At 51.2% G+C, this 25,285-nt stretch carries 20 protein-coding genes; 15 read left to right on the top strand and 5 right to left on the bottom strand.

Features of this window, described 5'->3' with window-relative positions:
- Positions 1-307: 307 nt before the first annotated feature.
- Together dcuC and pepT are read right to left on the bottom strand one after the other, a co-directional pair.
- Entirely contained in the window at positions 308-1,669 is a 1,362-nt protein-coding gene (gene dcuC, locus OGX97_RS15375; RefSeq protein WP_235125124.1) for a C4-dicarboxylate transporter DcuC, read from the bottom strand.
- Positions 1,666-2,922, bottom strand: coding sequence for a peptidase T (pepT, locus tag OGX97_RS15370; RefSeq protein WP_071444615.1), 1,257 nt, complete (start codon positions 2,920-2,922; stop codon positions 1,666-1,668). Before pepT ends, dcuC begins: the two co-directional genes overlap by 4 nt.
- 1,322 nt (positions 2,923-4,244) lie before the next feature.
- Between pepT and OGX97_RS15365 the strand changes: the two genes are divergently transcribed.
- Together OGX97_RS15365 and OGX97_RS15360 are read left to right on the top strand one after the other, a co-directional pair.
- Positions 4,245-4,502: a YjhX family toxin gene (locus tag OGX97_RS15365; protein WP_008783846.1), complete on the top strand. Its 258-nt coding sequence runs from the start codon at positions 4,245-4,247 to the stop codon at positions 4,500-4,502.
- Between the two features lie 10 nt (positions 4,503-4,512).
- Positions 4,513-5,259, top strand: a complete 747-nt coding sequence (locus tag OGX97_RS15360; RefSeq protein WP_008783845.1) for an SAM-dependent methyltransferase — start codon at positions 4,513-4,515, stop codon at positions 5,257-5,259.
- Between the two features lie 56 nt (positions 5,260-5,315).
- On the opposite strand, the gene OGX97_RS15355 is transcribed toward OGX97_RS15360, so the two are convergent.
- Positions 5,316-5,879 (bottom strand): DJ-1/PfpI family protein, encoded by a 564-nt coding sequence (locus OGX97_RS15355; protein ID WP_003830885.1) that lies wholly within the window; start codon positions 5,877-5,879, stop codon positions 5,316-5,318.
- 403 nt (positions 5,880-6,282) lie between these two features.
- Here OGX97_RS15355 and OGX97_RS15350 point away from each other — a divergent pair, with 403 nt between their 5' ends.
- Positions 6,283-7,395: an agmatine deiminase family protein gene (locus tag OGX97_RS15350; RefSeq protein WP_279850373.1), complete on the top strand. Its 1,113-nt coding sequence runs from the start codon at positions 6,283-6,285 to the stop codon at positions 7,393-7,395.
- Positions 7,396-7,899: 504 nt separating this feature from the next.
- A complete protein-coding gene (locus tag OGX97_RS15345) occupies positions 7,900-10,122 on the top strand; it encodes an EAL domain-containing protein (RefSeq protein WP_235125129.1) in 2,223 nt (740 codons plus the stop codon).
- A 186-nt stretch (positions 10,123-10,308) separates the two neighbouring features.
- On the opposite strand, the gene OGX97_RS15340 is transcribed toward OGX97_RS15345, so the two are convergent.
- A complete protein-coding gene (locus tag OGX97_RS15340) occupies positions 10,309-11,697 on the bottom strand; it encodes an APC family permease (protein ID WP_071444618.1) in 1,389 nt (462 codons plus the stop codon).
- 343 nt (positions 11,698-12,040) lie between these two features.
- On the bottom strand, positions 12,041-13,459 hold the full coding sequence (locus OGX97_RS15335; protein WP_003830879.1) for a glutamine synthetase family protein: 1,419 nt from the start codon (positions 13,457-13,459) through the stop codon (positions 12,041-12,043).
- Positions 13,460-13,671: 212 nt separating this feature from the next.
- On the opposite strand from OGX97_RS15335, the gene puuD reads away from it, so the two are divergent.
- The 11 genes from puuD (at position 13,672) to appC (ending at position 25,283) form a co-directional block, all read left to right on the top strand.
- Positions 13,672-14,436: a gamma-glutamyl-gamma-aminobutyrate hydrolase gene (puuD, locus tag OGX97_RS15330; RefSeq protein WP_279850372.1), complete on the top strand. Its 765-nt coding sequence runs from the start codon at positions 13,672-13,674 to the stop codon at positions 14,434-14,436.
- Between the two features lie 25 nt (positions 14,437-14,461).
- Positions 14,462-15,019: an HTH-type transcriptional regulator PuuR gene (puuR, locus tag OGX97_RS15325; protein ID WP_003830877.1), complete on the top strand. Its 558-nt coding sequence runs from the start codon at positions 14,462-14,464 to the stop codon at positions 15,017-15,019.
- Positions 15,020-15,157: 138 nt separating this feature from the next.
- Positions 15,158-16,645, top strand: a complete 1,488-nt coding sequence (gene puuC / locus OGX97_RS15320; protein ID WP_279850371.1) for an aldehyde dehydrogenase PuuC — start codon at positions 15,158-15,160, stop codon at positions 16,643-16,645.
- Between the two features lie 2 nt (positions 16,646-16,647).
- A complete protein-coding gene (locus tag OGX97_RS15315; RefSeq protein WP_137377054.1) occupies positions 16,648-17,928 on the top strand; it encodes an NAD(P)/FAD-dependent oxidoreductase in 1,281 nt (426 codons plus the stop codon).
- A gap of 208 nt (positions 17,929-18,136) precedes the next feature.
- Positions 18,137-19,264 (top strand): hydrogenase 1 small subunit, encoded by a 1,128-nt coding sequence (hyaA, locus tag OGX97_RS15310; protein WP_095533162.1) that lies wholly within the window; start codon positions 18,137-18,139, stop codon positions 19,262-19,264.
- Positions 19,261-21,054 (top strand): Ni/Fe-hydrogenase large subunit, encoded by a 1,794-nt coding sequence (gene hyaB / locus OGX97_RS15305; RefSeq protein WP_279850370.1) that lies wholly within the window; start codon positions 19,261-19,263, stop codon positions 21,052-21,054. The genes hyaA and hyaB overlap by 4 nt, the downstream gene beginning before the upstream one ends.
- A gap of 18 nt (positions 21,055-21,072) precedes the next feature.
- Positions 21,073-21,807 carry a Ni/Fe-hydrogenase b-type cytochrome subunit gene (gene hyaC / locus OGX97_RS15300; protein ID WP_279850369.1) on the top strand — a complete coding sequence of 245 codons (735 nt, stop codon included), beginning with the start codon at positions 21,073-21,075 and terminating at the stop codon, positions 21,805-21,807.
- Positions 21,804-22,385, top strand: a complete 582-nt coding sequence (gene hyaD / locus OGX97_RS15295) for a hydrogenase 1 maturation protease (RefSeq protein WP_048214857.1) — start codon at positions 21,804-21,806, stop codon at positions 22,383-22,385. Before hyaC ends, hyaD begins: the two co-directional genes overlap by 4 nt.
- A gap of 5 nt (positions 22,386-22,390) precedes the next feature.
- Complete coding sequence (gene hyaE, locus OGX97_RS15290) at positions 22,391-22,792, top strand: hydrogenase-1 operon protein HyaE (protein ID WP_279850368.1); 402 nt, start codon at positions 22,391-22,393, stop codon at positions 22,790-22,792.
- Positions 22,792-23,649 (top strand): hydrogenase expression/formation protein, encoded by an 858-nt coding sequence (locus tag OGX97_RS15285; RefSeq protein ID WP_279850367.1) that lies wholly within the window; start codon positions 22,792-22,794, stop codon positions 23,647-23,649. Before hyaE ends, OGX97_RS15285 begins: the two co-directional genes overlap by 1 nt.
- An 89-nt stretch (positions 23,650-23,738) precedes the next feature.
- Complete coding sequence (gene appC / locus OGX97_RS15280; RefSeq protein ID WP_267449286.1) at positions 23,739-25,283, top strand: cytochrome bd-II oxidase subunit 1; 1,545 nt, start codon at positions 23,739-23,741, stop codon at positions 25,281-25,283.
- Positions 25,284-25,285: the final 2 nt, after the last annotated feature.

The following is a 25,285-nucleotide window of genomic DNA, read 5'->3' as shown; positions in this document are numbered from 1 at the left end:
TAAATCATCATTGTTATTCCACGTCATTCTTGTATTACTCTATTAAAAAATTACTACAACTAAAATCGCCAAAATATGATCCAGATTAACTTATCTCTATGTAATAAACGTGCAAATATAATACATCATACTTATTAATCATTAATCCGGGGTGGCTCAACAATGACTAATAAGAATAATGCGATAAAGATAAAGGTTAATAATAATCACCAGTAATCAATATCACCTTTTGTGATGAGACCTGTAAACAGAAAAAGCAAACTACCGGGCATTCAGCAACCCGGAAGTTTGCTTATTACAGACGAAGTTAATAGAAAATACCGATGATCAGGGTATGCGTTACAAAGCCCACGATCAGCGGTACGGCGGTACGTTTAACCACATCAAATGGCGTTATTTTCGCCCCACTGGAAACGGCAATCACCACGCCGGAAACCGGTGAAATTGCCCGCCCCATATGTGATGCCTGTTGCATCGGCAGGATCATGGCAACAGCGTTAGCGCCCATACTTGCCGCGATTTGCGGGATCAGCTCAACGAAAGCAAGGAATGGCGCATTACCCGATCCCATAATAATTGCTGCCGCCAGCGTCACCAGCGCAAACACCACCGCCATAGCAAATGGAGGTAATCCCACGTGCTCCGCCATCAGGATTAATTGATCAATGGCACCAATGACTTTAATTCCGTGAGCAAAAACACCTGCCGCAACCAGTAGCCCAACCACCCCGGTAAAGGCAGTGCCCATGCCTTTAAGGAAATGGCTGAATCCTTCGCATACTGACTTTAAATCACGCACCCGCAGCCACTCAATCAACATGCAGACAGCCATTGAAATGAGCACAATGGTGATAATATTCAGGTTAATACCACTGACGAACATTTCCGATGATCCCACCGCCATCAATATCGGAAGCATCGGGAGCAGCGCATAAAAAGCCGGGGCTTTTCCTGAGTCAGTCACCTCAGCGCTACCGATTTCCCGTGGAAGCGTCCCCGCTTTACAGTCGCAATGCCGCTGCCAGAAGAAATGGCAGACACCCACGACCAGCACGGTTGCCAGCGCTGCGGGTCCCTGGTGGTAAACAACGTATTCCACCACATCCATATTGACCGCTTTAGATCCCCTGATAGCATCGATGGCCGTCGGGGTATACGCCACACCAAGCGAGGTGGCAATAACCCCAGCAGCCGAGGCCGCAGAAAGCCCTAACCCCAGCATAATGGGGAACATCGTCCCCATCAGCAACACGGCAAGCCCGGTAGCGGATGGGATGGCCAACTGCAGGAGGCTGGCGAGCAGATAGGAGAAAAATAGAAGCACATAGGGCGAACGCAGCGCGCGCAAAGGCTTCGTCACGACCCGCACAACCGCTTCATTTGCCCCGATATGATCCATGTAATGCGCAAATCCCATGAGCGCCATAATCATCAGGCCGAGATCGGCAGCACGCGTACTAAAGAGATCGCGCATCACCTCGAAAGGATCGAGAAATGAAATCCCCGTACTGGCAACGCCCTTCGGTAATACAGAACCCCATCCGGTTAACGCCGTACAAATCATCAACACCAGGCCCGCAATGAACAGCACCGGTTCAGCGCGATAACCTTTCAGTATCAGACGCGCGACCACCACGATAACCAGTAGGGCAATTAACACCTGAATCATGACTGAGCTCTCCTCTGCGCGAACTCAGCAAAGGTTTCCTCAATGACCGCTACCACCACATCGCTGGCGGCTCGCAGTGAACGCACCGGTAGATATTCATAAATTGAATGAAAGTTATGAGCACCGGTAAAAATATTCGGGCAAGGCAGTCCTTTCTGCGATAGCACTGCGCCATCATACCCACCACGCATGGCGACAGGTTGCGGGGTAATGCCACACTTCTGATACGCGCGTAACGCAATATCAATCGGGTAGTGTGCATCGCCCTGCAAGCTATTGAACACATTGGCATAGCGATCGGTTAAATGACAGACCACGCTGTTTTCTCCCCACAGCGCGCAGGTGCTGACGGCAAGCTGGCGGATATATGCCATACGCGCCTTATACCCTTCTTCGGTAAAATCCCTGATATCCAGCTTAAGTACCGTACGGGCGCTGTTGCCCTGAAGCTGTTTTACCCAGTAATACCCTTCGCGTCCTTCCGTATACTCAGGCGCCTCTCCACCGGGCAGCATCGCAATAAACTTATGCGCCATCAGCAGAGAGTTCTTCAGCTTACCTTTGGCCGACATAGGGTGCGCGGACTGGCCGGTAAAGATGATTTCCGCATCACCCGCGTTCCAGTTCTCATAGACAAACTCTCCAATGCCGCAGCAGTCCAGGGTATAGCCAAAATCAGCGCCAAACGCCGCAACATCAAACGCTTTTGCTCCCCGTAATCCCTGCTCTTCATCAGGAACAAAACCGACTTTCACCGGCCCATGCTTAATCTCCGGATGCGCGACCAGGTACTCCAGGGCATTCATAATCGCGGCGATGGCGGCTTTATCATCAGCCCCTAGCAGACTGGTACCATCCGTCACCAGCAGGTCATCACCGATATAATTTTTCAGTTCCGGGAATTCACTTTCACGCAGATAAATATTCAGCTCCTGGTTCAGACACAAATCCCCACCGCTGTAGTGAAGACGTTGCGCATTTGTGTCCGCGGTCTGTTCTGCGCTGGTATCCAGATGACCAAAAAAGGAAACGACAGGGATGGTGTCATCGGTATTTCCAGGTAAGGTCGCGGTCACAATAGCGGTATCCCTGACCTCAATGTTTTCCATTCCTAATGCTTCAAGTTCTACTGCAAGTAGTTTTGCCAGTTCCATTTGACCAGGTGAAGAAGGCATTATCCCATTAGCACCATTTTCCCTTGAGGTCGTGGTATTGATTTTCGTGTAGTTAATAAAGCGTTCAACAATATCCATTCCAGGAGATCCTTTAATGTATCATTTACGAGGTACTGCAAGAGAAGACCTGCATACAGCGTGGGTTGAATAATCTGAGAACAAAATAAAATCAGCGCTCATCCCAGAACGCTGATTTTATGGGTGTTACGACAACGATTTATATAAAGGAAGTTAAAAATGGCCAGTAATTATACCAGTGATTAAAAACTCCTTTTGATTGATAAAATCATATTCCCTGTCTGTTTTTTTACTACATTTTCCATGGTGTTAAGCTAACAGAAGTCATAAACTGAATTCGTATGTCTAAGGGATAATAAAAATCATTTAGATTCTTGCCCCCGATACCGACACAAGACATACCATCGCTATATTTTTTTAATGAACAAATGCTGTAACAGCAACATGCAACCGTTTGCACCTCTCTACAAATAGCCACTTAACGCACTAAAATCCGTGAACAAAATCACAATTACTTCAAAAGCGAAAATTAACATAACGCTTAAAAACAGACAGTTATAAGAAAAACTATATAATACCCCTATAAATAAAGATGAAATCACACTATTCACCATGAAATAGATTCATAGCGATACTATTTCAACATTACCGTATGGTTCACAGAACAAAACCTGTCGTCATCACTAATGCAAAACAACAAGAACAATAATATTAAATTATCTATATATGACGATTATCAAAATTATACACAGGCAAAAAAAACCTCTCCCCTGAGAAGAGATTCAGGGCAGAGGTAATACGGGTGTTAAGGACATTTTTATAGTTTTGATGATAACAGAAGAGCTTCTTGCTGGATTGAGTATACACACTTCACGACGTTAAGAAAATTCCTAAAAAGAATTAAAAGAAAACACCATTAAAAATCCTTTTTATAATAAAGACATGTTTATCAAATAAAACAAAATTAGGATAGGGAAAAATTAAATATCACTAATCTATAGTATGACGCAAGTGGGACTCACAACGCATCATTACGGCCAATACCGCTACTGACGATGTCTGAATATTCAATAAATTTAATATATCCATACACTGCTCAGCTAACGAGAGTTAAAAAATTATAAAATAAGCTAAACGCAATTTTTCGTCATAGATCACATTTTCCCGACAGAACGATTCCCCTACTCGCCCAGGCTGGTATGATTCAGCAGGTAAATACCTATCAACTCAACCCGAGGCTTTGATGCTGGAGAATGTAATCATCAGATAATCAGCTTACCGACCTTTTCAGGCCGGACTGGTTATCAATGCGCCGAAATCGAATGCGGACACCGCTGTGTGTTTGCACGTTTTGCACATGATGATTAAACAGGTTTTCCAGTATGAATTTATCCCGTCAGGAACAACGTACCTTACACGTTCTCGCCAAAGGTGGCCGTATTGCTCACGTCCGCGATGCATCTGGTCGCGTCATTTCCGTCGAATGCTATAGCCGCGAAGGGTTACTGCTCTGCGACTGCACGCTCGACGTATTCAAAAAACTCAGAACGAAAAAGCTGATCAAATCCGTTAATGGTCAGCCCTACCGCATCAATACCACCGGGCTGAACAACGTTCGAGCCCAACTGGATAATCGCTAAGGAGAGAGAGATGGATATCCCGAAGATTTTTACGATCAGCGAAAGCGCACATCGCATTCATAATCCGTTCACCGCGCAAAAATATGCGACGTTAGGTCAGGTTTTACGGATGCCCCCAGGAACCCGCATCCTGGATCTCGGCAGCGGCTCGGGCGAGATGTTGTGCACCTGGGCACGCGATCATGGAATTTCCGGCGTTGGTATCGATATGAGCCAGTTATTCAGTGAGCAAGCCACCCTGCGGGCAAGTGAATTGGGCGTCACTGAGCACGTGCGTTTTATTCATGCCGATGCAACAGGTTATATCGCCGAAGAAAAATTCGATATTGCCGCCTGCGTTGGTGCAACCTGGATTGCCGGCGGCGTTGCCGGAACGATCAAACAGCTGGAACAAAGTCTCAAACCAGGCGGGATCCTGCTCATCGGCGAACCGTACTGGCGTCAGATGCCCGCAACGGAGGAGATCGCTATGGCTTGCGGCGCGGCTTCAGTAGCCGATTTTCTTTCTCTGCCAGAACTCGTTTCGTCTTTCGACCTGCTCGGTTATGACGTGGTGGAAATGGTACTGGCTGACCAGGAAGGTTGGGACAGATACGAGGCGGCAAAATGGTTGACGATGCGCCGGTGGCTGGAGGCAAATCCGGACGATGAGTTTGCCGCCGAAGTCAGAGAGCAACTGAGAAGTTCACCAGTCCGCCACGTTGCATTCACCCGGGAATATATCGGGTGGGGCGTGTTCGCACTTATGCAGAGGTAATAAATGCAGTCGGTATAGCCTGGCAGGTTATACCGACTTTTTCATCGCATCATCGCTTACTTCATTAATACTTCAACAAATTTAGCTAACCATTGCGGATGCGCGGGCCATGCTGGTGCCGTCACCAGATTGCCATCAACGTGGGCCTGATCAATGCCAATATCGGCATAATGTCCACCGCTCAGACGAACCTCGGGCGCACAGGCCGGATAAGCGCTACAGGTCCGGTTTTCTAACACCCCCGCCGCCGCTAACAGTTGGGGCCCATGACAAACTGCGGCGATAGGCTTACCGGCAGTGTTGAAATCTTGCACCAGCTTAATGACATCCGGATTCAGTCGAAGATATTCCGGAGCACGCCCGCCGGGGATCAACAGTGCGTCGTAATCGGCGGCCCGCGCCTCGGCAAAATTCGCATTTAACGTAAAACGATGCCCCGGCTTTTCACTGTATGTCTGCGCCCCATCAAAATCGTGAATGGCGGTTTGAACGTAGTCACCCTGACTTTTATCCGGACAGACGGCATCCACACGATGCCCAAGCATTTGCAAAGCCTGAAAAGGCACCATCGTTTCATAATCTTCGACATAATCTCCGACCAGCATCAGTATCTTCTTCATTCACATCCCCCACTCACGGTTATTAATGATGAGAAATAACGGCCATCTTTACTATAGTCCACACGGTTCATGGCATTAATAAATACAACAGAACAATCGGCCAGATCACAATCCACGGCAAGGCCCGCCAGACGAGGGCTCAGAGCCAACGGCGTGACATATGTTCATGCTGATAAATATAAATTATATATAAATATATAGTTGAGAAATTTTAATAGTCGCCAGTTTCACTCATTATATAAAACTAAGAGATTGCAACGTATATCTCCTGTGCTATATTTCGCGTGAAATTTACCCGCGATCACTTTATTTATTATTCAATATTTAAAATACGCAGAATATTTATTATCTATTATTATTTTATTCACCTGATATCAGGTAAAAATACGCAAAGGTTAATCCTATGATGACAAGACGTTCATTCGTCAGACAAGGCCTGGTGACTTCAACGAGTATGCTACTCGCCGGTATGACGGGCTTCAGCTTTAGCCAATTTGCCCGCGCAACAGAGAACCGCCGCTGGCAAATGCCTGATGAAGGCGCACCGCATGCGGCAACCTGGATGGCGTTTGGTGCTAGTGCGGAGATCTGGGAGCCTCATCTGCTACCGGTGGTGCAGGAAAACCTGGCGTTAGTTGCCAAAACCATCGCCGCATTTGAACCCGTGAATATGTTAGTACGCGAAGAAGACAGCGAGCTCGCCGCGCGTCTGTGCGGACCGTCAGTCAATCTTCTGGTTCACCCAATAGACGATCTGTGGATCCGCGACACCGGGCCGGTGTTTGTGAAAAGCGCCAGCGGCACGCTCGGCGGAGTGGGATTTAATTTCAACGGCTGGGGCAATAAGCAAGAGCACGAACGAGATGCCGATGTGGCTGAATTTGTTACTGATTACGTTCATGCTGAGTTTATCCGCTCGGTGCTGACTCTGGAAGGTGGCGGTATTGAGGTAGATGGTGAAGGTACAGCAATCATCACCGAGAGCTGCGTGCTTAACTCCAACCGTAATCCTGGCGTCAGCAAAGCCGAATGCGAAGAAGAACTTAAGCGACTGCTAGGTCTGGAGAAAATCATCTGGTTGCCGGGTATTGCCGGCAAGGATATTACCGACGGCCATACAGATTTTTACGCCCGATTCACGCATCCGGGTACGGTGGTGGCGGGTCTTGAGCAGGATCCGTCATCCTTTGATTACGCGATCACCCGACGTCATCTGGACATATTACGGGCCGCCACGGATGCCAAAGGCCGACGGTTGGAGGTAGTCACGCTGGAAGGACCTTCTACCATCCGCCAGACTTATGCGAGCGATGATTTCGCCGCGGGGTATATCAATTTTTATCTGTGTAATGATGCCGTCATTGCACCGCAATTTGGCGATAAGCGCACCGATCGTAATACCCATACTATTTTGCAGGAGCTGTTTGCCGATCGTGAAATTATTCAGTTGAATATCGACGGTATCGCTGCCGGTGGCGGCGGTATTCACTGCGCGACACAGCAGCAGCCTCGTTAATGATTAACAATTGAGTGTGTTGTGGGAAGGTGGGGAAACTCACTTTCCTGGCAATAAAAAAATGATTCCCTTAGAAAGATGCCTCCGTAGGTTAAATTTTAATAAACAAAGCACCTAATTAACATTTATGAAATAAATACCATTAAAAGATAACACTTTAATAGCTTTCATCGATCTTTCATGGTATTTATGATCTGCTAAACCTATCGATAAAATCTATCAAAAGATTTATATTGATCGTTATTATCGATCGTATATTCTGTCTTAAATAATGACTTCTGACGCAACTTTTATTATCAGTACAGCCACAAAGATTGTTCTCCCCTGCGTTGTGAAACACAGTGAAATTATCGAGGGTCACATTTAAAAAATCCATATAACATATTTTAGAATAGTTTTCAATTAGCGAAAACATCCAAAAATACACATTTCAAACCTCTAGTCTAACCTGTTTTAAGTAGATGACTTAAATCGAGAACGGTGATAACTCACTGAGAATTGCGAATGATGATATTGCTAAGAAAAACGGAAAGTATAAATTTCATTAATACATTTAGAGACTATTTTTGTGTCGGCATCGCGTTTTTTGCATTACAGCTGGTCGCAGGTCATCTCAGTAAGCAAGAGGATGTTGCGGGTATAACACTGCATTTTTACGATCTCACTTTACCTCTCATTTCTGCACTGCTGGTTTTATACCGGCAAAAGGCGCTGCCAATTTTGGCTGCCTTTTTCTTGTATGCGCTTTACTCTTACTCTTTATCTTCGGTATTCACACTAACGGCTCAGCTACTGGCTGCTCTCATTAGCCAGACACTCTACTTTTTCTCGACAGGCAAACGAGGCGCGGTTAGCTTTGGTCGTAGCCAGCTTACAACCCTGCGTATTGTCTGGCTCGTGTGTTGCAACGCCTTACTATTCATCTCAATTGATCACTGGTTCCAATCGAACACAGCCTCTGCACCGATCGCAAACCTTTTTACACTACAAACATTAATTAACTTACAGTGGCTGATGAACTCTTGCCTGACTGGCATCCCTTTTTGTTATCTGTTGCTTAGAAGCGTTCAAAATCCTGCATGGTGCATTCTATACATTAGACAAGTAAAGGCGCTGATAAAATCCGGCCCTCCTATTCTGTATCAAGTATTATGGCTGGTGTTGTTACTCTGCATTATGTCCGCTTTGATCGTCATCAGAGAGGATATTCTTATATTTACAGACTATTCATTACTGTGGTTACTTCCAGTAATGCTATGGGGAGTGATCTGTATTGGCCATGCTTTTATATCTCCTGTATGGGTAACAATGCTTATCCTGTTGGGATATTATATAAACAGTTATATTCCACCTGCTAACTATAATAATTATTTACATAGTCTCGTGATTTCCTCCACGATAGTGTTTGTCTTTTCTATTACGATTGTTGTTACCGGTGTACTTGTGGTTCATAACCGAAAATATCTCCGCCGCCTCAAACAACTTTTTAGATCAGAGCCTAACACCGGACTGCCTAACTTTCAGGCCCTGCAAATGGACATCCGTAAACACGCAACAGAGTGCTTGTGTTACATCCGTTGTACAGAGTTGAATACGCTGGAGCAAACTCACGGAATAGAATTCCGTTTTGAATTTGTAAAAGCGCTAAGTGCATATGTACGTAAATTGATTAAGGGTACAGGTGACATTTATTACGCACCAGGTCATGGAATAATTCTTCGCCTTAATGCTGTCCCTGATATTCCTGATCTCTACAAGGACCTAAACTCTTTTCGTTTTATCTGGAAGGACTACCAATTAGGGCTATCTTGTGGTGTGGCATATACCACCGAGAAAAACCTGATTAAAAATTTATCTCAAGCAATTAAGCATCTTAATACCCAAAGCTACATCTCGTTAATGCAGGGGCAACCGTTGTTACTCAGCCCGCAAGTGCCAGGTGATAAAATTGTCAGCCAGGCTGTCATTCGTCATATGTTGCAAAAGGCAATTGACAGAAAGTCGTTTGAGCTTATGGCTCAACCCATCGTATCAACGATGCTGGTTGTTCAGCCGATCGTTTCAACCACGGGACTGACACGTTATCACGAGATACTTATTCGGATCAAAATGGTTGATGGTAAGTTAATCTTTCCAGACACCATCCTACCGGTTGCTCGCGAGGCAGGATTACTTCCTGCGCTGGATATCACTGTTATAGAGCAAACATTTCGTTTTATACAGTCACGGCAGAAATCTGACCCTAATAGTCACTTCTCCATTAATCTGACGCCTGACTCGCTTAATAAAATTGATTTTCTTGATAATGTTTTTACATTGTTTAGAAAATACTCAATAGCACCTGAACGTATAATATTTGAAGTTATTGAATCAGATATCATTGACAACGCTAATGTCACTGATGTTCTGAGAGCACTACGTAAAGCCGGTTCTAAAATTGCTATTGATGATTTTGGCACAGGAGCATCAAGCTATTCACGACTACGAACGTTAGACGCAGATATTCTGAAAATTGATGGTTCCTTCATCCGTAATATATTGACCGATGAATTTAGTCGATGCGCCGTCAGATCCTTCTGCGAAGTAGCAAAACTCAAAAACATGGAAGTAGTCGCTGAGTTTGTTGAAAATGAGGAAATTGAAAAGATGCTAATTACGATGGGTATTGGTTGGTTACAGGGATACCATATAGGGAAACCCGTTCCTATTGAGTTGGCTGAATTATAATTCAGTAATTATAATAATAATTATATTCCTACATTGATTTACTTACCGGCTCCCGTGCCGGTTTTTTTATTCCCTAAAACAAGCAGGACTTTAATTAAAGCAGGTATGCCGCGACCGTTTGCCGCGACATACCGTGTTTCATTTTTACCTCAACTCAGCCGAATGCTACGGCCTATTCAGCTTCCATCACTCCCAGGCGCGCTCAGATTTCGCGGCGTCAAACTGCGGCGGCGGTTTGCGAAAACGTCCGGTCAGCCAGGCAAGATACACCAGCCCAACGCCGGCCCATACCAGACCCAGCGTCAGCGATGTCACCTCAAGATTCACCCACAGTACGGCAACCGTGGCGGCACCGACCATTGGCAATACCAGATAGTGCAGCTTCTCCTGCCAGGTATGCTTGCGTCCTTCACGACGCCAGAAGTGGTTAAACACGGAGAGATTAACGAACGTAAAGGCCACCAGCGCACCAAAGTTAATCAACGCCGTGGCAGTCACCAGGTCAAAAAACAGGGCCGACAGCGCCACAATCCCGACCATGATGACGTTCAACGCGGGAGTACGCCATTTGGGATGGACATAACCAAAGTACTTCTCCGGGAAGACGTTATCGCGGCCCATCACGTACAGCAGACGCGAAACGCTGGCATGCGACGCCAGACCTGAAGCCAGCGTATTCACAAAGGTGGTACACAGGAAAATAGACTGGAACAGCTTGCCGCCGACGTACAGCGCAATCTCCGGTAGCGCCGCATCCGGGTCTTTGAATCGGCTAATGTCCGGGAAGAACAGTTGCATAAAGAACGAGGCGGCAATGAAGATCAGCCCACCGTACAGCGCGGTAAGAAAAATAGCTTTCGGGATGGTGCGCGCAGCATCCGGCGTCTCTTCAGATAGAGTCGTCACCGCGTCAAAGCCGAGAAACGAGAAGCAGACAATGGTCGCCCCGGTGATAATCGGGATCAAATGCGCATTCTGGCTGATAAACGGTTGCAGCGACCAGACAGTCCCAACCCCTTCCCCTTTGTGCAGCCCCTGCACCACGAGGAAAATGAACACCACGATGATCGCCACCTGCACCAGTACAAAAAGCGCATTGAAGTTCGCTACCAGATTAACGCTTTTCAGATTGGCCGCGGTGAGGATCGCGACGAACATCACCACCCAAATCCATGGCGCAACCCCCGGGAACAGCGCGGAAAGGTAAATTTTCGCCAATAGTACGTTAATCATCGGCAGGAAAAGGTAGTCAAGCAGTGACGACCAGCCGACCATAAACCCGACATGCGGGTTGATCGCTTTTTGCGCATAGGTATAGGCCGAACCGGCCTGTGGAAACTGGCGCACCAGCTTTCCATAACTGATGGCGGTAAACAGTACTCCCGCCAGGGCCAGCAGGTAGGAGGCCGGAACATGGCCATTGCTGATACCCGAAACAATGCCAAAGGTGTCAAACACCGTCATCGGCGTGAGATAGGCAAGCCCCATCACCACCACCTGCCACAGCTTCAGGGATTTACGCAGCTGTGCTTTGCCCGGCTGGGCAGAACGATCAGCAGAAGAGTTAGTCGACATAGTTTTCCTCCCCGCTACGAGTCCAGATCTGCGTTCGAAACGTGGGTACAGCAGACCTGGGTCGTGTCGGGGAGGAATGGCATAAAAAAGGCGTCAATGGGGTACGGCACAGATGCGGTCCGTATTTACTGCGGGAGCCATGAATACTCACGCGGGGCGGGTTTTTAAACATTGGCATCATCACATTTCCTCGTCACAAACTCTGTCGGTTATCTGAAGACCCGTTGTCGCCCGCGCTCCATTACGCGACATCCGGGAAATGGCAGGTATTCCTGCAATTTTTACGGGCTGGCTCCGCTCAGCCCGCATGATGCGACTTCTTTTTCAATGACCTGTACAACGGTCAGGCGTTTTTCAGCATCCACTCAATTTCAGTGTCGGTAATCAGACGTTCAAACTGGATAAGTTCATCGTTTTTACAGGCGTGATACACATGGCTAAACCGCTCACCCAATAGTTCACGCAGACTGTCATTTTGCATAAACTCCCACAGCGCATCGCTCTGGCGAATCGGGAACGGCAGCCCTTCCTGCTCCAGACCGTTACCCTCCACTTCTTCTTGTAACGGCAGTTCGTTATCCAGACCGTGAAGGATCCCCGCCAGAATGGTCGACATCACCAGATACGGGTTGGCATCAGCCCCCGCTACGCGATATTCAACCCGATGGTTATCACGGTCGCCGCAGGGAATACGCAGCGCCACCGTCCGGTTGTTATGCCCCCAGGACGCCTGGGTCGGAACATACATCCCCGGCTGGAAGCGGCGATAGGAGTTCACATTCGGCGCCAGCAGCGCCATTGATGCGGGCATCAGATCAATCATCCCAGCGAGCGCACGCTTTAATAACGCGGAATCATCGCCATTCGCATCAGCCAGCACGTTCTCACCTTTGTTATTCATTACGCTGATGTGGATATGCATCCCGCTACCGGCATGCTCCTCATAAGGTTTTGCCATAAAAGTGGCATGCATCTTATGTTTCTCCGCCACCAGCCGTACCAGACGTTTCAGCGCCAGCGCGTCATCGCAGGCGTCGAGCACGTTGTCGGTATGGTAGAGGTTGATTTCAAACTGCCCAGGAGAGGCTTCAGCCACCGCGCCGTCAGCCGGGATCAGCTGTAAACGGGCCAGTTCATCGATATCGTTCAGCACATCCGCAAAGTGGTTCAGGTTATCAACCGAATAAACCTGACTTTGGGTATTACGATCGTCCGTTCCCGGCGCGCATGGCGGCTGCAGATAACCTTCGGGGTCACGCTTACGATCGAGTAAATAGAACTCCAGCTCTACCGCTACGACGGGGAACAGACCGCGCTGGCGAAGTTTCTGCCAGAGTCGGTTTAGTACGTTCCGCGGCTCAACGTCAAAGGGAGCGCCATCTTCATCCAGCATCGTCAGCATCATCTGCGCAATAAATTCCGGATCGGCAGCCGAAGGGGTTAACGTACCTGCCACGGGTACACAGGTCCGATCGGGTTCGCCAAGCTCCTGGCCTAATCCCGCCTCTTCGACCACATTGCCCAGAATATCCATCGCGAAAACGGATGCCGGGAAATAGCAGCCTTTCTCTAACTTATGCAATCCCGCAACGGGAAGGCGCTTACCGCGAAAACAGCCATTAAGGTCGGTTAACAACACATCCACATACTGCGTATTAGGATAGCGTTCCAGATATTGCTTAACTTCGCGCGCAAACGCGCTACTTCGTCTCTCTTCAGAATGCTGAACAAAATTCTCAACTTCTACGATATTGGTTTCCATGATTCACCGCCGTTGGCCTGGTAAGCTGTTCTGTGATTTGACTGTTAAATATAATGTCCACCCTTCGACTCTGGATGCAAACAAATTGTTTGTCAAATGTTAAATTAAGTTTGCTAGAAGGTTATTCCGCTGCTAGATTGAGAAAATAATGAACGGAATGGCACAACAAGGAACCGTTTGGCAATAATTTATTCCAAAACGTGAGGTCGATCATGGGCAATATATTTGACAAGCCAGTTATTGGTGTAGTGATGTGTAGGAACAGGCTTAAGGGTCACCAGACCCAGACTCTGCAAGAAAAGTACCTGAATGCGGTATTAAATGCCGGTGGATTACCGATAGCGCTTCCCCATGCGCTTGCGGAACCCGAATTGTTGAACGCGCTGTTACCGAAACTGGACGGTATCTTCCTGCCAGGAAGCCCAAGCAATGTGCAGCCGCACCTCTATGGTGAAAATGGCGATGAGTCTGACGCCGATCCCGGGCGTGATCTTCTGAGCATGGCGCTAATTACCGCCGGGCTCGAAAGGCGCATTCCCATTTTCGCCATCTGCCGGGGCTTACAGGAATTAGTTGTCGCCACTGGCGGGACTCTGTATCGTCGCCTGTGCGATCACTCACAGTTCCTGGAACATCGTGAAGATGCGGAACTCCCGGTGGAGCAGCAATATGCACCATCTCATGAAGTCCAGGTTCAACAGGGAGGATTGCTATCTCAGTTAGTACCAGGTTGCAGCACGTTTTGGGTTAACTCCTTGCATGGTCAGGGCGCAAAAACCCTTGGCCCGCAGCTGCGCGTGGAAGCACGCTCGCAGGATGGATTAGTGGAAGCTGCCAGCGTCCATGACCATCCTTTCGCGCTCGGCGTGCAGTGGCACCCGGAATGGAACAGTAGCGAATACGCCCTGTCGCGTTTGTTACTTGAAGGTTTTATCACCGCTTGTCAGAACCACCTCGCTGAAAAACAGCGACTCTGACCACTACAGTTAAGGAAATGCAATTATGAGCGATGACGGCCTGGCGCCGGGTAAACGTTTGTCAGAGATCCGCCAGCAATTGGGTCTTTCGCAGCGTCGTGCCGCCGAACTGTCTGGGTTAACGCATAGCGCCATCAGCACCATAGAGCAGGATAAAGTCAGTCCTGCCATCAGTACGCTGCAAAAGCTATTGAAAGTATATGGGCTGTCGCTCTCCGAGTTCTTCGCGGAACCGGAAAAGCCTGACGAACCGCAGGTGGTTATCAATCAGGATGATTTGATTGAGATCGGGAGTCAGGGAGTATCCATGAAGCTGGTACACAACGGAAATCCGAATCGTACGCTGGCAATGATGTTTGAAACCTATCAGCCAGGCACGACAACCGGGGAGAGAATTAAACACCAGGGTGAAGAGATTGGCACAATACTGGAAGGTGAAGTGATACTGACCATCAATGGTCAAACGTATCCTCTTGTTGCAGGGCAAAGCTATGCCATTAACACCGGCATACCACACAGCTTCAGCAACACCTCGGCAGGGATCTGCCGCATCATTAGTGCCCACACTCCCACCACTTTCTAATAAGTAGCGGCCTGAGTTTCTCAGGCCTTCTTAAATAACGCGCATTAACAGGGTACATCCCTGGGGCATCGTGCAGCCTGATTTTGCCTGAAAAAGATCAGCAACGAACTTTATCTTATTGATATAAAAGGAGTAGCTATGAACTTTCAGAATCTTAAATATTGGCGTGAGAAAGCCAGCCATTATTCACCAGAGACCCGTTTATTTATTAACGGCGAATATTGTGCCGCCGCTGATAACGAAACTTTTATTACGCTGGATCCGGCAGGACAACGTCCTCTGGCTAAAGTCGCCCGCGGTAAAAAAGCGGATGTGGACCGCGCGGTCACCGCAGCCCGTACCGTCTTTGAACGCGGAGACTGGTCGCAAGCATCACCCGCAGAGCGCAAAGCGGTACTGCACAAACTCGCCGATTTAATGGAGCAGCATCACGAGGAGCTGGCGCTACTGGAAACGCTCGATACCGGTAAACCGATTCGCCATAGCCTGCGTGATGATATTCCCGGCGCGGCACGCGCCATCCGCTGGTATGCCGAAGCTATAGATAAAGTCTATGGCGAAGTTGCCACCACCTCGGTGAACGATCTGGCACTGATTGTGCGCGAACCGGTAGGCGTGATTGCCGCCATTGTACCGTGGAATTTTCCTCTGCTGCTGGCCTGCTGGAAACTCGGCCCGGCACTGGCTGCGGGTAACAGCGTGATCCTCAAGCCTTCCGAAAAATCACCGCTGACCGCCATTCGCCTGGCTGCGCTGGCTAAAAAAGCAGGTTTGCCCGATGGCGTTCTCAGCGTTGTTAGCGGGTATGGTCACGAAGCGGGTCAGGCGTTGTCACAACATCCGGATGTTGATGTGATCACCTTTACCGGCTCGACCCGTACCGGCAAGCAACTGCTCAAAGACGCTGGCGACAGCAACATGAAACGCGTCTGGCTGGAGGCCGGAGGTAAAAGCGCCAATATCGTGTTTGCCGACTGCCCGGATCTGCCGAAAGCCGCCGCTAATGCAGCGGCAGGCATTTTCTACAACCAGGGTCAGGTCTGTATCGCCGGTACGCGCCTGCTGCTGGAAGAGAGTATTGCCGACGAATTTATCGCGCTGCTGAAAGAGCAGGCGAAAAACTGGCAGCCTGGCAACCCGCTGGATCCGGAAACCACGATGGGCACGCTTATCGACAATGCGCATGCCGACACCGTAGACACGTTTATTCGCGACGGTGAAGCGCAAGGCACGCTGGCGCTGGATGGCCGCAGCCACGTACATCCCGCCGCTATCGGCCCGACGATTTTTGTCGATACCGCACCGCAGGCCCACGTCAGCCGCGATGAAATCTTCGGCCCGGTACTGGTCATCACCCGTTTTAGCAGCGAAGCCGAAGCTCTGGCGCTGGCTAACGACAGTGACTACGGCCTCGGCGCCGCGGTCTGGACCCGCGATTTGTCGCGCGCCCACCGTATGAGCCGTCGCCTGAAAGCCGGCTCAGTCTTCGTGAATAACTACAACGACGGTGATATGACCGTGCCGTTCGGCGGTTATAAGCAAAGCGGTAACGGACGCGATAAATCCCTGCATGCGCTGGAAAAATTTAGCGAACTGAAAACCATCTGGATCTCCCTGGAGTCTTAATCATGACTGAACATACCAGCAGTTATTACGCCGCAAGCGCCAATCAGTACGAACCGTTTCCGACCCTTAGCGAATCGGTTAGCTGTGATGTTTGTGTCGTGGGCGGTGGTTATACCGGACTCTCCTCCGCCCTGCATTTAGCGGAAATGGGTTACGACGTGGTGCTACTGGAATCCGCGCGTATTGGTTTCGGGGCCAGCGGACGTAACGGCGGTCAGTTGGTGAACTCCTACAGTCGTGATATCGACGTCATCGAACGTACCTATGGCCCGGACACCGCTAAAATGCTCGGTGGAATGATGTTTGAAGGCGGCAATATCATCCGCGAACGCATCAAGCGTTATCAGATCGAATGCGACTATCGTCCCGGCGGGCTGTTTGTAGCGCTGAACCACAAACAGATGGAAACGCTGGAAGAGCAGAAGTCGAACTGGGAACGCTACGGCAACACGCAGCTTGAACTGTTAGACAGCAGTGAAATTCGTCGCGAAGTCAGCAGCGATCGTTATGTCGGCGCGCTGCTCGACCACAGCGGTGGTCATATTCACCCGCTGAACCTGGCGATTGGCGAAGCTAACGCCATTCGTCTGAACGGCGGACGCGTCTACGAACAGTCGCCAGTCACCCGTATTCAGCACACCAGCCCGGCGGTGGTCAGCACTGAAAAAGGCCAGGTGACGGCCCGCTTTGTGATCGTCGCGGGCAACGCCTATCTCGGTGACAAACTGGAACCAGCGCTGGCAAAAAGCAGCATGCCGTGCGGCACGCAGGTGTTAACCACCGAACCGCTGTCGGCGGAGATGGCGCGCTCGCTGATCCCGAAAAACTACTGTGTGGAAGATTGTAACTACCTGCTCGATTACTACCGTCTGACCGGAGATAACCGCCTGCTGTACGGCGGTGGTGTGGTCTACGGCGCTCGCGATCCGGACGATATTGAGCGTCTGGTAATGCCGAAACTGCTGAAGACCTTCCCGCAATTGCAGGGGGTAAAAATTGATTACCGCTGGACCGGTAATTTCCTGTTAACGCTGTCTCGTATGCCGCAGTTCGGCCGTCTTGATACCAACATTTACTATATGCAGGGTTACAGCGGCCACGGCGTGACCTGTACTCACCTGGCAGGACGCCTGATTTCCGAACTGCTGCGCGGGGATGCCGAGCGCTTTGACGCGTTCGCCAAACTGCCGCACTACCCGTTCCCGGGAGGCCGCAGCCTGCGCATTCCGTTTACCGCCATGGGGGCGGCATATTACAGCTTACGCGATCGCCTTGGGGTTTAAGTTCTTCCGCGATAAACCCGACGCACAGGGCGATCCCCCCTGTGCGTTTTTTTATTCCTGGAAAGCGAAAAACAGGTAACAGGCACGAAAATATCGCAATAGGACATAACCACACTCTTTGCATTGTTTCTCCCTTCCGATCGGATACGCTTTTTTAGATATCGCTGGCGGCATGCGCCAGAACTCAACGGGGGAAGAAACGCGTGTTATGAATACGAATAACGAGGAGACCTTTTATCAGGCGATGCGTCGCAAAGGCGTAAGTAGACGCAGTTTTCTCAAATATTGTAGCCTCGCGGCTACATCGCTGGGGTTGGGAGCAGGAATGACGCCCAGAATTGCCTGGGCGCTGGAGAACAAACCCCGAATCCCGGTAGTCTGGATCCACGGGCTGGAATGCACCTGCTGCACCGAATCATTTATCCGCTCCTCTCACCCACTTGCCAAAGACGTCATCCTCTCCCTGATTTCCCTCGATTACGACGACACGCTGATGGCCGCCGCCGGAACGCAGGCCGAAGAGGTATTTGAAGACATTCTGAGCCGCTACCACGGCCGATACATTCTGGCAGTCGAAGGCAACCCTCCGCTGGGCGAGCAAGGAATGTTTTGCATCAGCAGCGGGCGCCCTTTTATTGAAAAGCTAAAAAGAGCCGCAGCAGGTGCCAGCGCGATTATCGCCTGGGGAACCTGCGCCTCTTGGGGCTGCGTGCAGGCTGCCCGGCCTAACCCTACCCAGGCTACGCCGATCGATAAGGTGATCACCGATAAGCCGATCGTGAAAGTGCCCGGCTGCCCGCCGATTCCGGATGTCATGAGCGCCATCATTACCTACATGGTGACATTTGATCGTTTGCCTGAACTCGATCGTCTGGGTCGTCCGCTGATGTTCTATGGTCAGCGTATTCACGATAAATGCTACCGCCGCGCCCACTTTGACGCCGGGGAGTTCGTTGAGAGTTGGGACGATGACGCCGCCCGCAAAGGCTATTGCCTGTACAAAATGGGCTGCAAAGGGCCAACCACCTATAACGCCTGTTCCACCACCCGCTGGAATGGTGGCGTTTCCTTCCCCATCCAGTCCGGCCACGGTTGTCTGGGATGTTCGGAAAACGGCTTCTGGGATCGCGGTTCGTTCTACAGTCGCGTGGTTGATATTCCGCAAATGGGGACGCATTCAACCGCCGATACCGTGGGCCTCACCGCGCTAGGCGTCGTGGCGGCCGGTGTCGGTGTTCACGCAGTCGCCAGCGCCGTCAATCAACACAACCGCCACAAACAGCAACTAGCCGACGCCGGACAACAGTCTCCAGACAATAAGGATAAACAGGCATGAGCAATTCGTATCAAACCCAGGGATATACCTTAAACAATGCCGGTCGCCGTCTGGTTGTCGACCCCATCACGCGCATTGAAGGCCATATGCGTTGTGAAGTGAACATTAATGAGCAGAACATCATCACCAACGCGGTTTCCTGCGGCACTATGTTCCGCGGGCTGGAGATCATTCTACAGGGGCGCGACCCGCGCGATGCCTGGGCATTTGTCGAACGAATCTGCGGAGTGTGCACCGGCGTACATGCGCTCGCCTCGGTCTATGCCATTGAGGACGCTATTGGCATAAAGGTGCCCGACAACGCCAACATCATTCGCAATATTATGCTGGCGACGCTGTGGTGCCACGACCATCTGGTGCACTTTTACCAGTTAGCCGGAATGGACTGGATTGACGTGCTGAATGCCCTAAAAGCAGATCCGCGCGCCACATCGCAGCTGGCACAAAGCCTTTCAGCCTGGCCGATGTCTTCTCCAGGCTACTTCTTTGACGTCCAAAATCGCCTGAAGAAATTTGTCGAAGGCGGTCAGTTGGGGATTTTTCGCAACGGTTACTGGGGACATCCGCAGTACAAGCTGTCGCCAGAGGCCAACCTGATGGGCTTTGCCCACTATCTGGAAGCGCTCGATTTTCAGCGCGAGATCATCAAAATCCATACGGTGTTTGGCGGTAAGAATCCGCATCCGAACTGGATTGTCGGTGGGATGCCGTGCGCTATCAATATCGATCAGAGCGGCGCGGTAGGCGCAGTCGATATGGAACGCCTGAACCTGGTGCAGTCGATCATCACCCGCACCGCTGATTTCATCAACAACGTCATGGTGCCTGACGCGCTGGCTATCGGCCAGTTCAATAAACCCTGGAGCCAGATTGGCACCGGGCTTTCTGATAAGTGCGTCTTAAGCTACGGCGCGTTCCCGGATATCGCCAATGACTTCAGCGCGAAGAGCCTGTTGATGCCTGGCGGCGCGGTGATTAATGGTGATTTTAACAACGTCATGCCGGTGGACATGGACGATCAGCAGCAAATTCAGGAGTTTGTCGATCATGCCTGGTATCGTTATCCGGACGATCAATTAGGTCGCCACCCGTTCGAAGGGATTACTGAACCCTGGTACAACCCGGGCGATGTCAAAGGCAGCGATACCGATATCAAGCAGCTCAACGAACAGGAACGCTACTCGTGGATTAAAGCCCCGCGCTGGCGGGGACACGCTATGGAAGTTGGGCCGTTGGCGCGTACGCTGATTGCCTATCACAAAGGGGATGCCGCCACGATTGAATCCGTGGATCGCATGATGTCCGCCCTCAAGCTGCCGCTGTCGGGTATGCAATCAACGCTGGGACGTATTCTGTGTCGCGCGCACGAAGCGCAGTGGGCCGTGAGCAAGCTGCAATATTTCTTCGACAAGCTGATGACCAACCTGAAAAACGGCAATCTGGCTACCGCAAATACCGAAAAGTGGGAGCCTGAAAGTTGGCCGCAGCACTGTCGCGGGATCGGTTTTACCGAAGCGCCGCGCGGAGCATTAGGCCACTGGGCATCGATTCGCGACCAGAAGATCGACCTGTATCAATGCGTGGTGCCGACCACCTGGAATGCCAGCCCGCGCGATCCAAAGGGACAAATTGGCGCTTACGAGGCGGCGCTGATGGGCACCCAAATGGCGATACCGGATCAACCGTTGGAGATCCTGCGCACCTTGCACAGCTTCGACCCCTGCCTGGCATGTTCAACCCACGTACTCGGCAACGACGGCAGCGAACTTATCGCCGTCCAGGTTCGCTAAGCGTTAAGGAACGGAACGATGACTGGAAAAACATCCCCACGCGTCGGGGAGGCGCGTGATACCGCCACCAGCCACTATGTGTTTGAAGCGCCAGTACGCTTGTGGCACTGGCTGACGGTGGGCTGCATGTTGGTGTTGATGGTGACCGGATACTTCATTGGCCGACCGCTGCCGTCGGTCAGCGGTGAGGCCACTTATCTGTTCTACATGGGCGACATCCGGCTGGTGCATTTCGCCGCCGCCATGGTGTTCACGGTGATACTGTTGATGCGCATTTACTGGGCCTTCGTCGGTAACCGCTATTCACGCGAACTGTTTATCGTGCCGATCTGGCGGCGCAGCTGGTGGCAGGGTGCGTATTCTGTGGTGCGTTGGTATCTGTTTCTGGAAAAAAAACCGGGAGATGATATCGGTCATAACCCCATCGCGCAGGCGGCGATGTGCGGTTATTTCCTGCTTTCCGTTTTTATGATCCTCACCGGTTTTGCCTTATACAGCGAACATAGCCAGTACGCCATTTTTATCCCTTTCCGCTATGTGACGGAGTTTTTCTACTGGACCGGCGGGAACTCTCTCGATATCCACAGCTGGCATCGGTTAGGGATGTGGTTCATCGCCGCCTTCATCGTAGGCCATGTGTATATGGCGATTCGTGAGGACATCATGTCTGACGAGACCGTCATCTCAACCATGATTAACGGCTTTCGTAGTCATAAGTTTCCTAAGGGTCAGCACGATAAGGAGGCGTCATGAGCGAACCTAACGTCATCGTGATGGGCTTAGGCAACCTGCTGTGGGCAGATGAAGGGTTTGGTATTCGCCTCGCTGAGCGCCTGTACGCTCATTATCACTGGCCTGAATCGGTAGAGATTGTTGACGGCGGCACGCAGGGACTGAATCTGCTGGGCTACGTTGAGCAGGCCAGCCATTTGCTGCTGCTTGACGCCATCGACTACGGGCTCGCGCCAGGCACCCTGCAAACTTACGCCGGAGACAAAGTCCCGAGTTACCTCAGCGCCAAAAAAATGAGTCTGCATCAGAACAGCTTCTCTGAAGTGCTGGCTCTGGCGGATATTCGCGGCCATCTCCCCGCGCACATCGCTCTGGTGGGACTACAGCCGGTACAGCTGGACGACTATGGCGGCAGCCTGACCGACATCGCGCGCGCTCAGCTCCCGGCGGCAGAACAGGCCGCGCTTACGCAACTGGCCGCGTGGGGCATTGCGCCACAGATAAGCGATGAAACGCGTTGCCTGAACTATGACTGCCTGTCGATGGAAAACTATGAAGGCGTGCGTATTCGCCAGTATCGCGTAACGCTGGAGAGATAATTAACATGTTGAATGACCAAGCGTTTTCTGCGCTATGGCAGCGAATGCTGGCTAAGGGCTGGCAACCGCTGAGCGCATCTGAACTGGATGACTGGATAACCCGCGTGCGTAATGGCGTGGTCCTGCTCAGTAGCGATCCTCGCCGTACACCGGAAGTCAGCGATAACCCGGTCATGATTGCCGAGTTGCTCCGCGAGTTTCCCCAGTTTGACTGGCACATCGCCATGGCGGATCTTGAACACAGCGAGGCGATCGGCGATCGCTTTGGCGTGTTCCGTTTTCCGGCTACCCTGGTGTTTACCCAAGGTGAGCTGCGCGGCATTCTCAGCGGTATCCACCCGTGGGCCGACTTGCTCAACCTGATGCGTCCCCTCGTTGAAGAACGTATACCGCCGGAGTCTGCATGATGAGCGATTCCTTTTTTCATCTGCTGGGGCCAGGAACGCAGCCAGGTGATGACTGCTTCAGCATGAATCCCTTGCCCCTCACCTGCCAGGTCAACAGCGACCCCAGCATGGCAACACTGGAAAACTGTCCGCACAGTCCGGCGGTGATGGCATTGTTAGCCGATGTGCGCCACCAGCTCACCCAGAGAATTCCCGCCAAACCGGATGTGCTGGGATGGGATTTATCCTCGCTCAATGCAGACGATCTCACCTTTCTGAATACGCTACTCGGCGAAGGCGAAGTTTCCGTGCGCATTCAGCATGCTGACGGCAGGGCGAGCGAGATTCAGGAGTCGATTTTCTGCGGTATCTGGCGGGTGCGTTGTCAGAATGACAAGGGGCAATGGCAGGAACATCTGGAAGTAGGCAGCGCACCACGGGCACTTTGGCAGGCGGCAACAATCAATACGCTGCCGGACGATAGCCTGCTGCCTCCGCCTATAGATGGGTTGATGAATGGCCTGACGCTGGCCCAGGAATTGCTGGCGCACGTGCGCGATCCGGCAGCGCAACCCCATAGCATTAACCTCACCCAACTGCCGATTAGCGACGCGGATCGCCTGTTCCTCGCCCGCCTGTGCGGCGAAGGGCACATTCAAATCCGCACCATCGGCTACGGCGAGAGCCAAATCGACGCCACGGCGCTGCGCCATGTCTGGCATGTTCGCTGTCTGGATACCCTGAAAGGGCTTCTGCTTGAGAGTTATGAGATCTGTCCGTTGCCGGAACTGGTGTTGGCCGCACCGGAAGATCTGCTCGACTCGCTCGAGCGCCTGGATGAAGTCTGCGGCTGGCTGGCATCCGGCCCGCCGGCCTGATCCCCCTCTTTAGACCCGCGTACTTTTCTACTGCGGGTCTGGCGTTTTCTTCCTTACCTATTCACTCTCTAATGCCTGATGGAGTTCGCATGTGGGACGTCATTGACTTATCGCGCTGGCAGTTTGCGCTGACCGCGCTGTACCATTTTCTGTTTGTTCCCCTGACGCTGGGGCTGATTTTTTTGCTAGCCATCATGGAAACCCTGTTCGTGGTGACCGGCAAAACAGTCTACCGCGACATGACGCGTTTCTGGGGAAAGCTATTCGGTATTAACTTTGCGCTCGGCGTGGCAACCGGCCTGACCATGGAGTTTCAGTTCGGTACTAACTGGTCGCTCTATTCCAACTATGTGGGTGATATTTTCGGTGCCCCGCTGGCGATGGAAGCCTTGATGGCCTTCTTTCTTGAATCCACCTTCGTGGGGCTGTTCTTCTTTGGCTGGCAGCGCTTAAACAAGTATCAGCATTTACTGGTGACCTGGCTGGTTGCGTTTGGCTCTAACATTTCGGCCCTGTGGATCCTCAACGCCAACGGCTGGATGCAATATCCAACTGGCGCTCACTTTAATATTGATACCCTGCGCATGGAGATGACCAGCTTTAGCGAGCTGGTCTTTAACCCCGTCAGCCAGGTGAAATTTGTGCATACCGTGATGTCTGGTTATGTCACCGGCGCCATGTTTGTGATGTCCATCAGCGCCTGGTATTTGCTGCGTGGTCGCAATCGCGAGTTCGCCCGGCGCTCCTTCGCGGTGGGTTCCGTCTTTGGCACGCTGGCTATCCTCGGCACGCTACAACTGGGTGATAGCTCAGCCTTTGAGGTCGCCCAGCTCCAGCCAGTAAAACTGGCGGCAATGGAGGGCGAATGGCAAACCGAACCGGCCCCCGCGCCCTTTCATGTCATCGCCTGGCCGCAGCAGGAGCAAGAGCGTAACGCCTTTGCCGTGAAAATACCGGCCCTGCTGGGTATTCTGGCGACCCACTCTTTGGATACGCCGGTTCCGGGGCTGAAAAACCTGATGGCGGACGCGCTCCCACGCCTGCAGCGAGGCCGGGAGGCATGGTTACTGATGCAGGAAATTGCCAAAGGTAACCGAACGCCTCAGGTACTGAACGCTTTTCACGCTGTGGAGAAAGATCTGGGTTACGGCATCCTGCTGGCGAACTACGCGCCTGACATGAACCACGTTACGCCAGCGCAATATCAGGCCGCGCAACGCGGCGCCATTCCGCAAGTGGCCCCCGTGTTCTGGAGCTTTCGCATCATGATTGCTTGCGGTTCGCTGCTGCTACTGGTGATGGCGATTGCGTTGATACAGACCTTACGCTGGCGTATCGACCAGCATCGCTGGGTACTGCGCATGACACTATGGAGCCTGCCGCTCCCGTGGATTGCCATCGAAGCTGGCTGGTTTATGACGGAGTTTGGCCGCCAGCCATGGGCGATTCAGGATATTTTGCCGACATGGTACGCCCACTCCGCGCTGAGCGCAGGCCAACTGGCCTTCTCGATGGGGCTAATTCTCACGCTTTACACCCTGTTTTTAATTGCTGAGGTCTACCTGATGCAGAAATACGCGCGCCTTGGTCCAGATGCAATGCATAACCAGCAACCAGCGCAACAACAGGGATAAAG

The organism is Citrobacter sp. Cpo061, assembly GCF_030332845.1.
GTDB lineage: Bacteria > Pseudomonadota > Gammaproteobacteria > Enterobacterales > Enterobacteriaceae > Citrobacter > Citrobacter portucalensis.
This window is presented reverse-complemented; position numbering and strand designations above follow the sequence as displayed.

Bases quoted from the DNA above. Each gene is read 5' to 3' on its own strand.
- dcuC (WP_235125124.1), bottom strand. From the start codon at position 1,669: ATGATTCAGGTGTTAATTGCCCTACTGGTTATCGTGGTGGTCGCGCGT.
- pepT (WP_071444615.1), bottom strand. From the start codon at position 2,922: ATGGATATTGTTGAACGCTTTATTAACTACACGAAAATCAATACCACG.
- OGX97_RS15365 (WP_008783846.1), top strand. From the start codon at position 4,245: ATGAATTTATCCCGTCAGGAACAACGTACCTTACACGTTCTCGCCAAA.
- OGX97_RS15360 (WP_008783845.1), top strand. From the start codon at position 4,513: ATGGATATCCCGAAGATTTTTACGATCAGCGAAAGCGCACATCGCATT.
- OGX97_RS15355 (WP_003830885.1), bottom strand. From the start codon at position 5,879: ATGAAGAAGATACTGATGCTGGTCGGAGATTATGTCGAAGATTATGAA.
- OGX97_RS15350 (WP_279850373.1), top strand. From the start codon at position 6,283: ATGATGACAAGACGTTCATTCGTCAGACAAGGCCTGGTGACTTCAACG.
- OGX97_RS15345 (WP_235125129.1), top strand. From the start codon at position 7,900: ATGATGATATTGCTAAGAAAAACGGAAAGTATAAATTTCATTAATACA.
- OGX97_RS15340 (WP_071444618.1), bottom strand. From the start codon at position 11,697: ATGTCGACTAACTCTTCTGCTGATCGTTCTGCCCAGCCGGGCAAAGCA.
- OGX97_RS15335 (WP_003830879.1), bottom strand. From the start codon at position 13,459: ATGGAAACCAATATCGTAGAAGTTGAGAATTTTGTTCAGCATTCTGAA.
- puuD (WP_279850372.1), top strand. From the start codon at position 13,672: ATGGGCAATATATTTGACAAGCCAGTTATTGGTGTAGTGATGTGTAGG.
- puuR (WP_003830877.1), top strand. From the start codon at position 14,462: ATGAGCGATGACGGCCTGGCGCCGGGTAAACGTTTGTCAGAGATCCGC.
- puuC (WP_279850371.1), top strand. From the start codon at position 15,158: ATGAACTTTCAGAATCTTAAATATTGGCGTGAGAAAGCCAGCCATTAT.
- OGX97_RS15315 (WP_137377054.1), top strand. From the start codon at position 16,648: ATGACTGAACATACCAGCAGTTATTACGCCGCAAGCGCCAATCAGTAC.
- hyaA (WP_095533162.1), top strand. From the start codon at position 18,137: ATGAATACGAATAACGAGGAGACCTTTTATCAGGCGATGCGTCGCAAA.
- hyaB (WP_279850370.1), top strand. From the start codon at position 19,261: ATGAGCAATTCGTATCAAACCCAGGGATATACCTTAAACAATGCCGGT.
- hyaC (WP_279850369.1), top strand. From the start codon at position 21,073: ATGACTGGAAAAACATCCCCACGCGTCGGGGAGGCGCGTGATACCGCC.
- hyaD (WP_048214857.1), top strand. From the start codon at position 21,804: ATGAGCGAACCTAACGTCATCGTGATGGGCTTAGGCAACCTGCTGTGG.
- hyaE (WP_279850368.1), top strand. From the start codon at position 22,391: ATGTTGAATGACCAAGCGTTTTCTGCGCTATGGCAGCGAATGCTGGCT.
- OGX97_RS15285 (WP_279850367.1), top strand. From the start codon at position 22,792: ATGAGCGATTCCTTTTTTCATCTGCTGGGGCCAGGAACGCAGCCAGGT.
- appC (WP_267449286.1), top strand. From the start codon at position 23,739: ATGTGGGACGTCATTGACTTATCGCGCTGGCAGTTTGCGCTGACCGCG.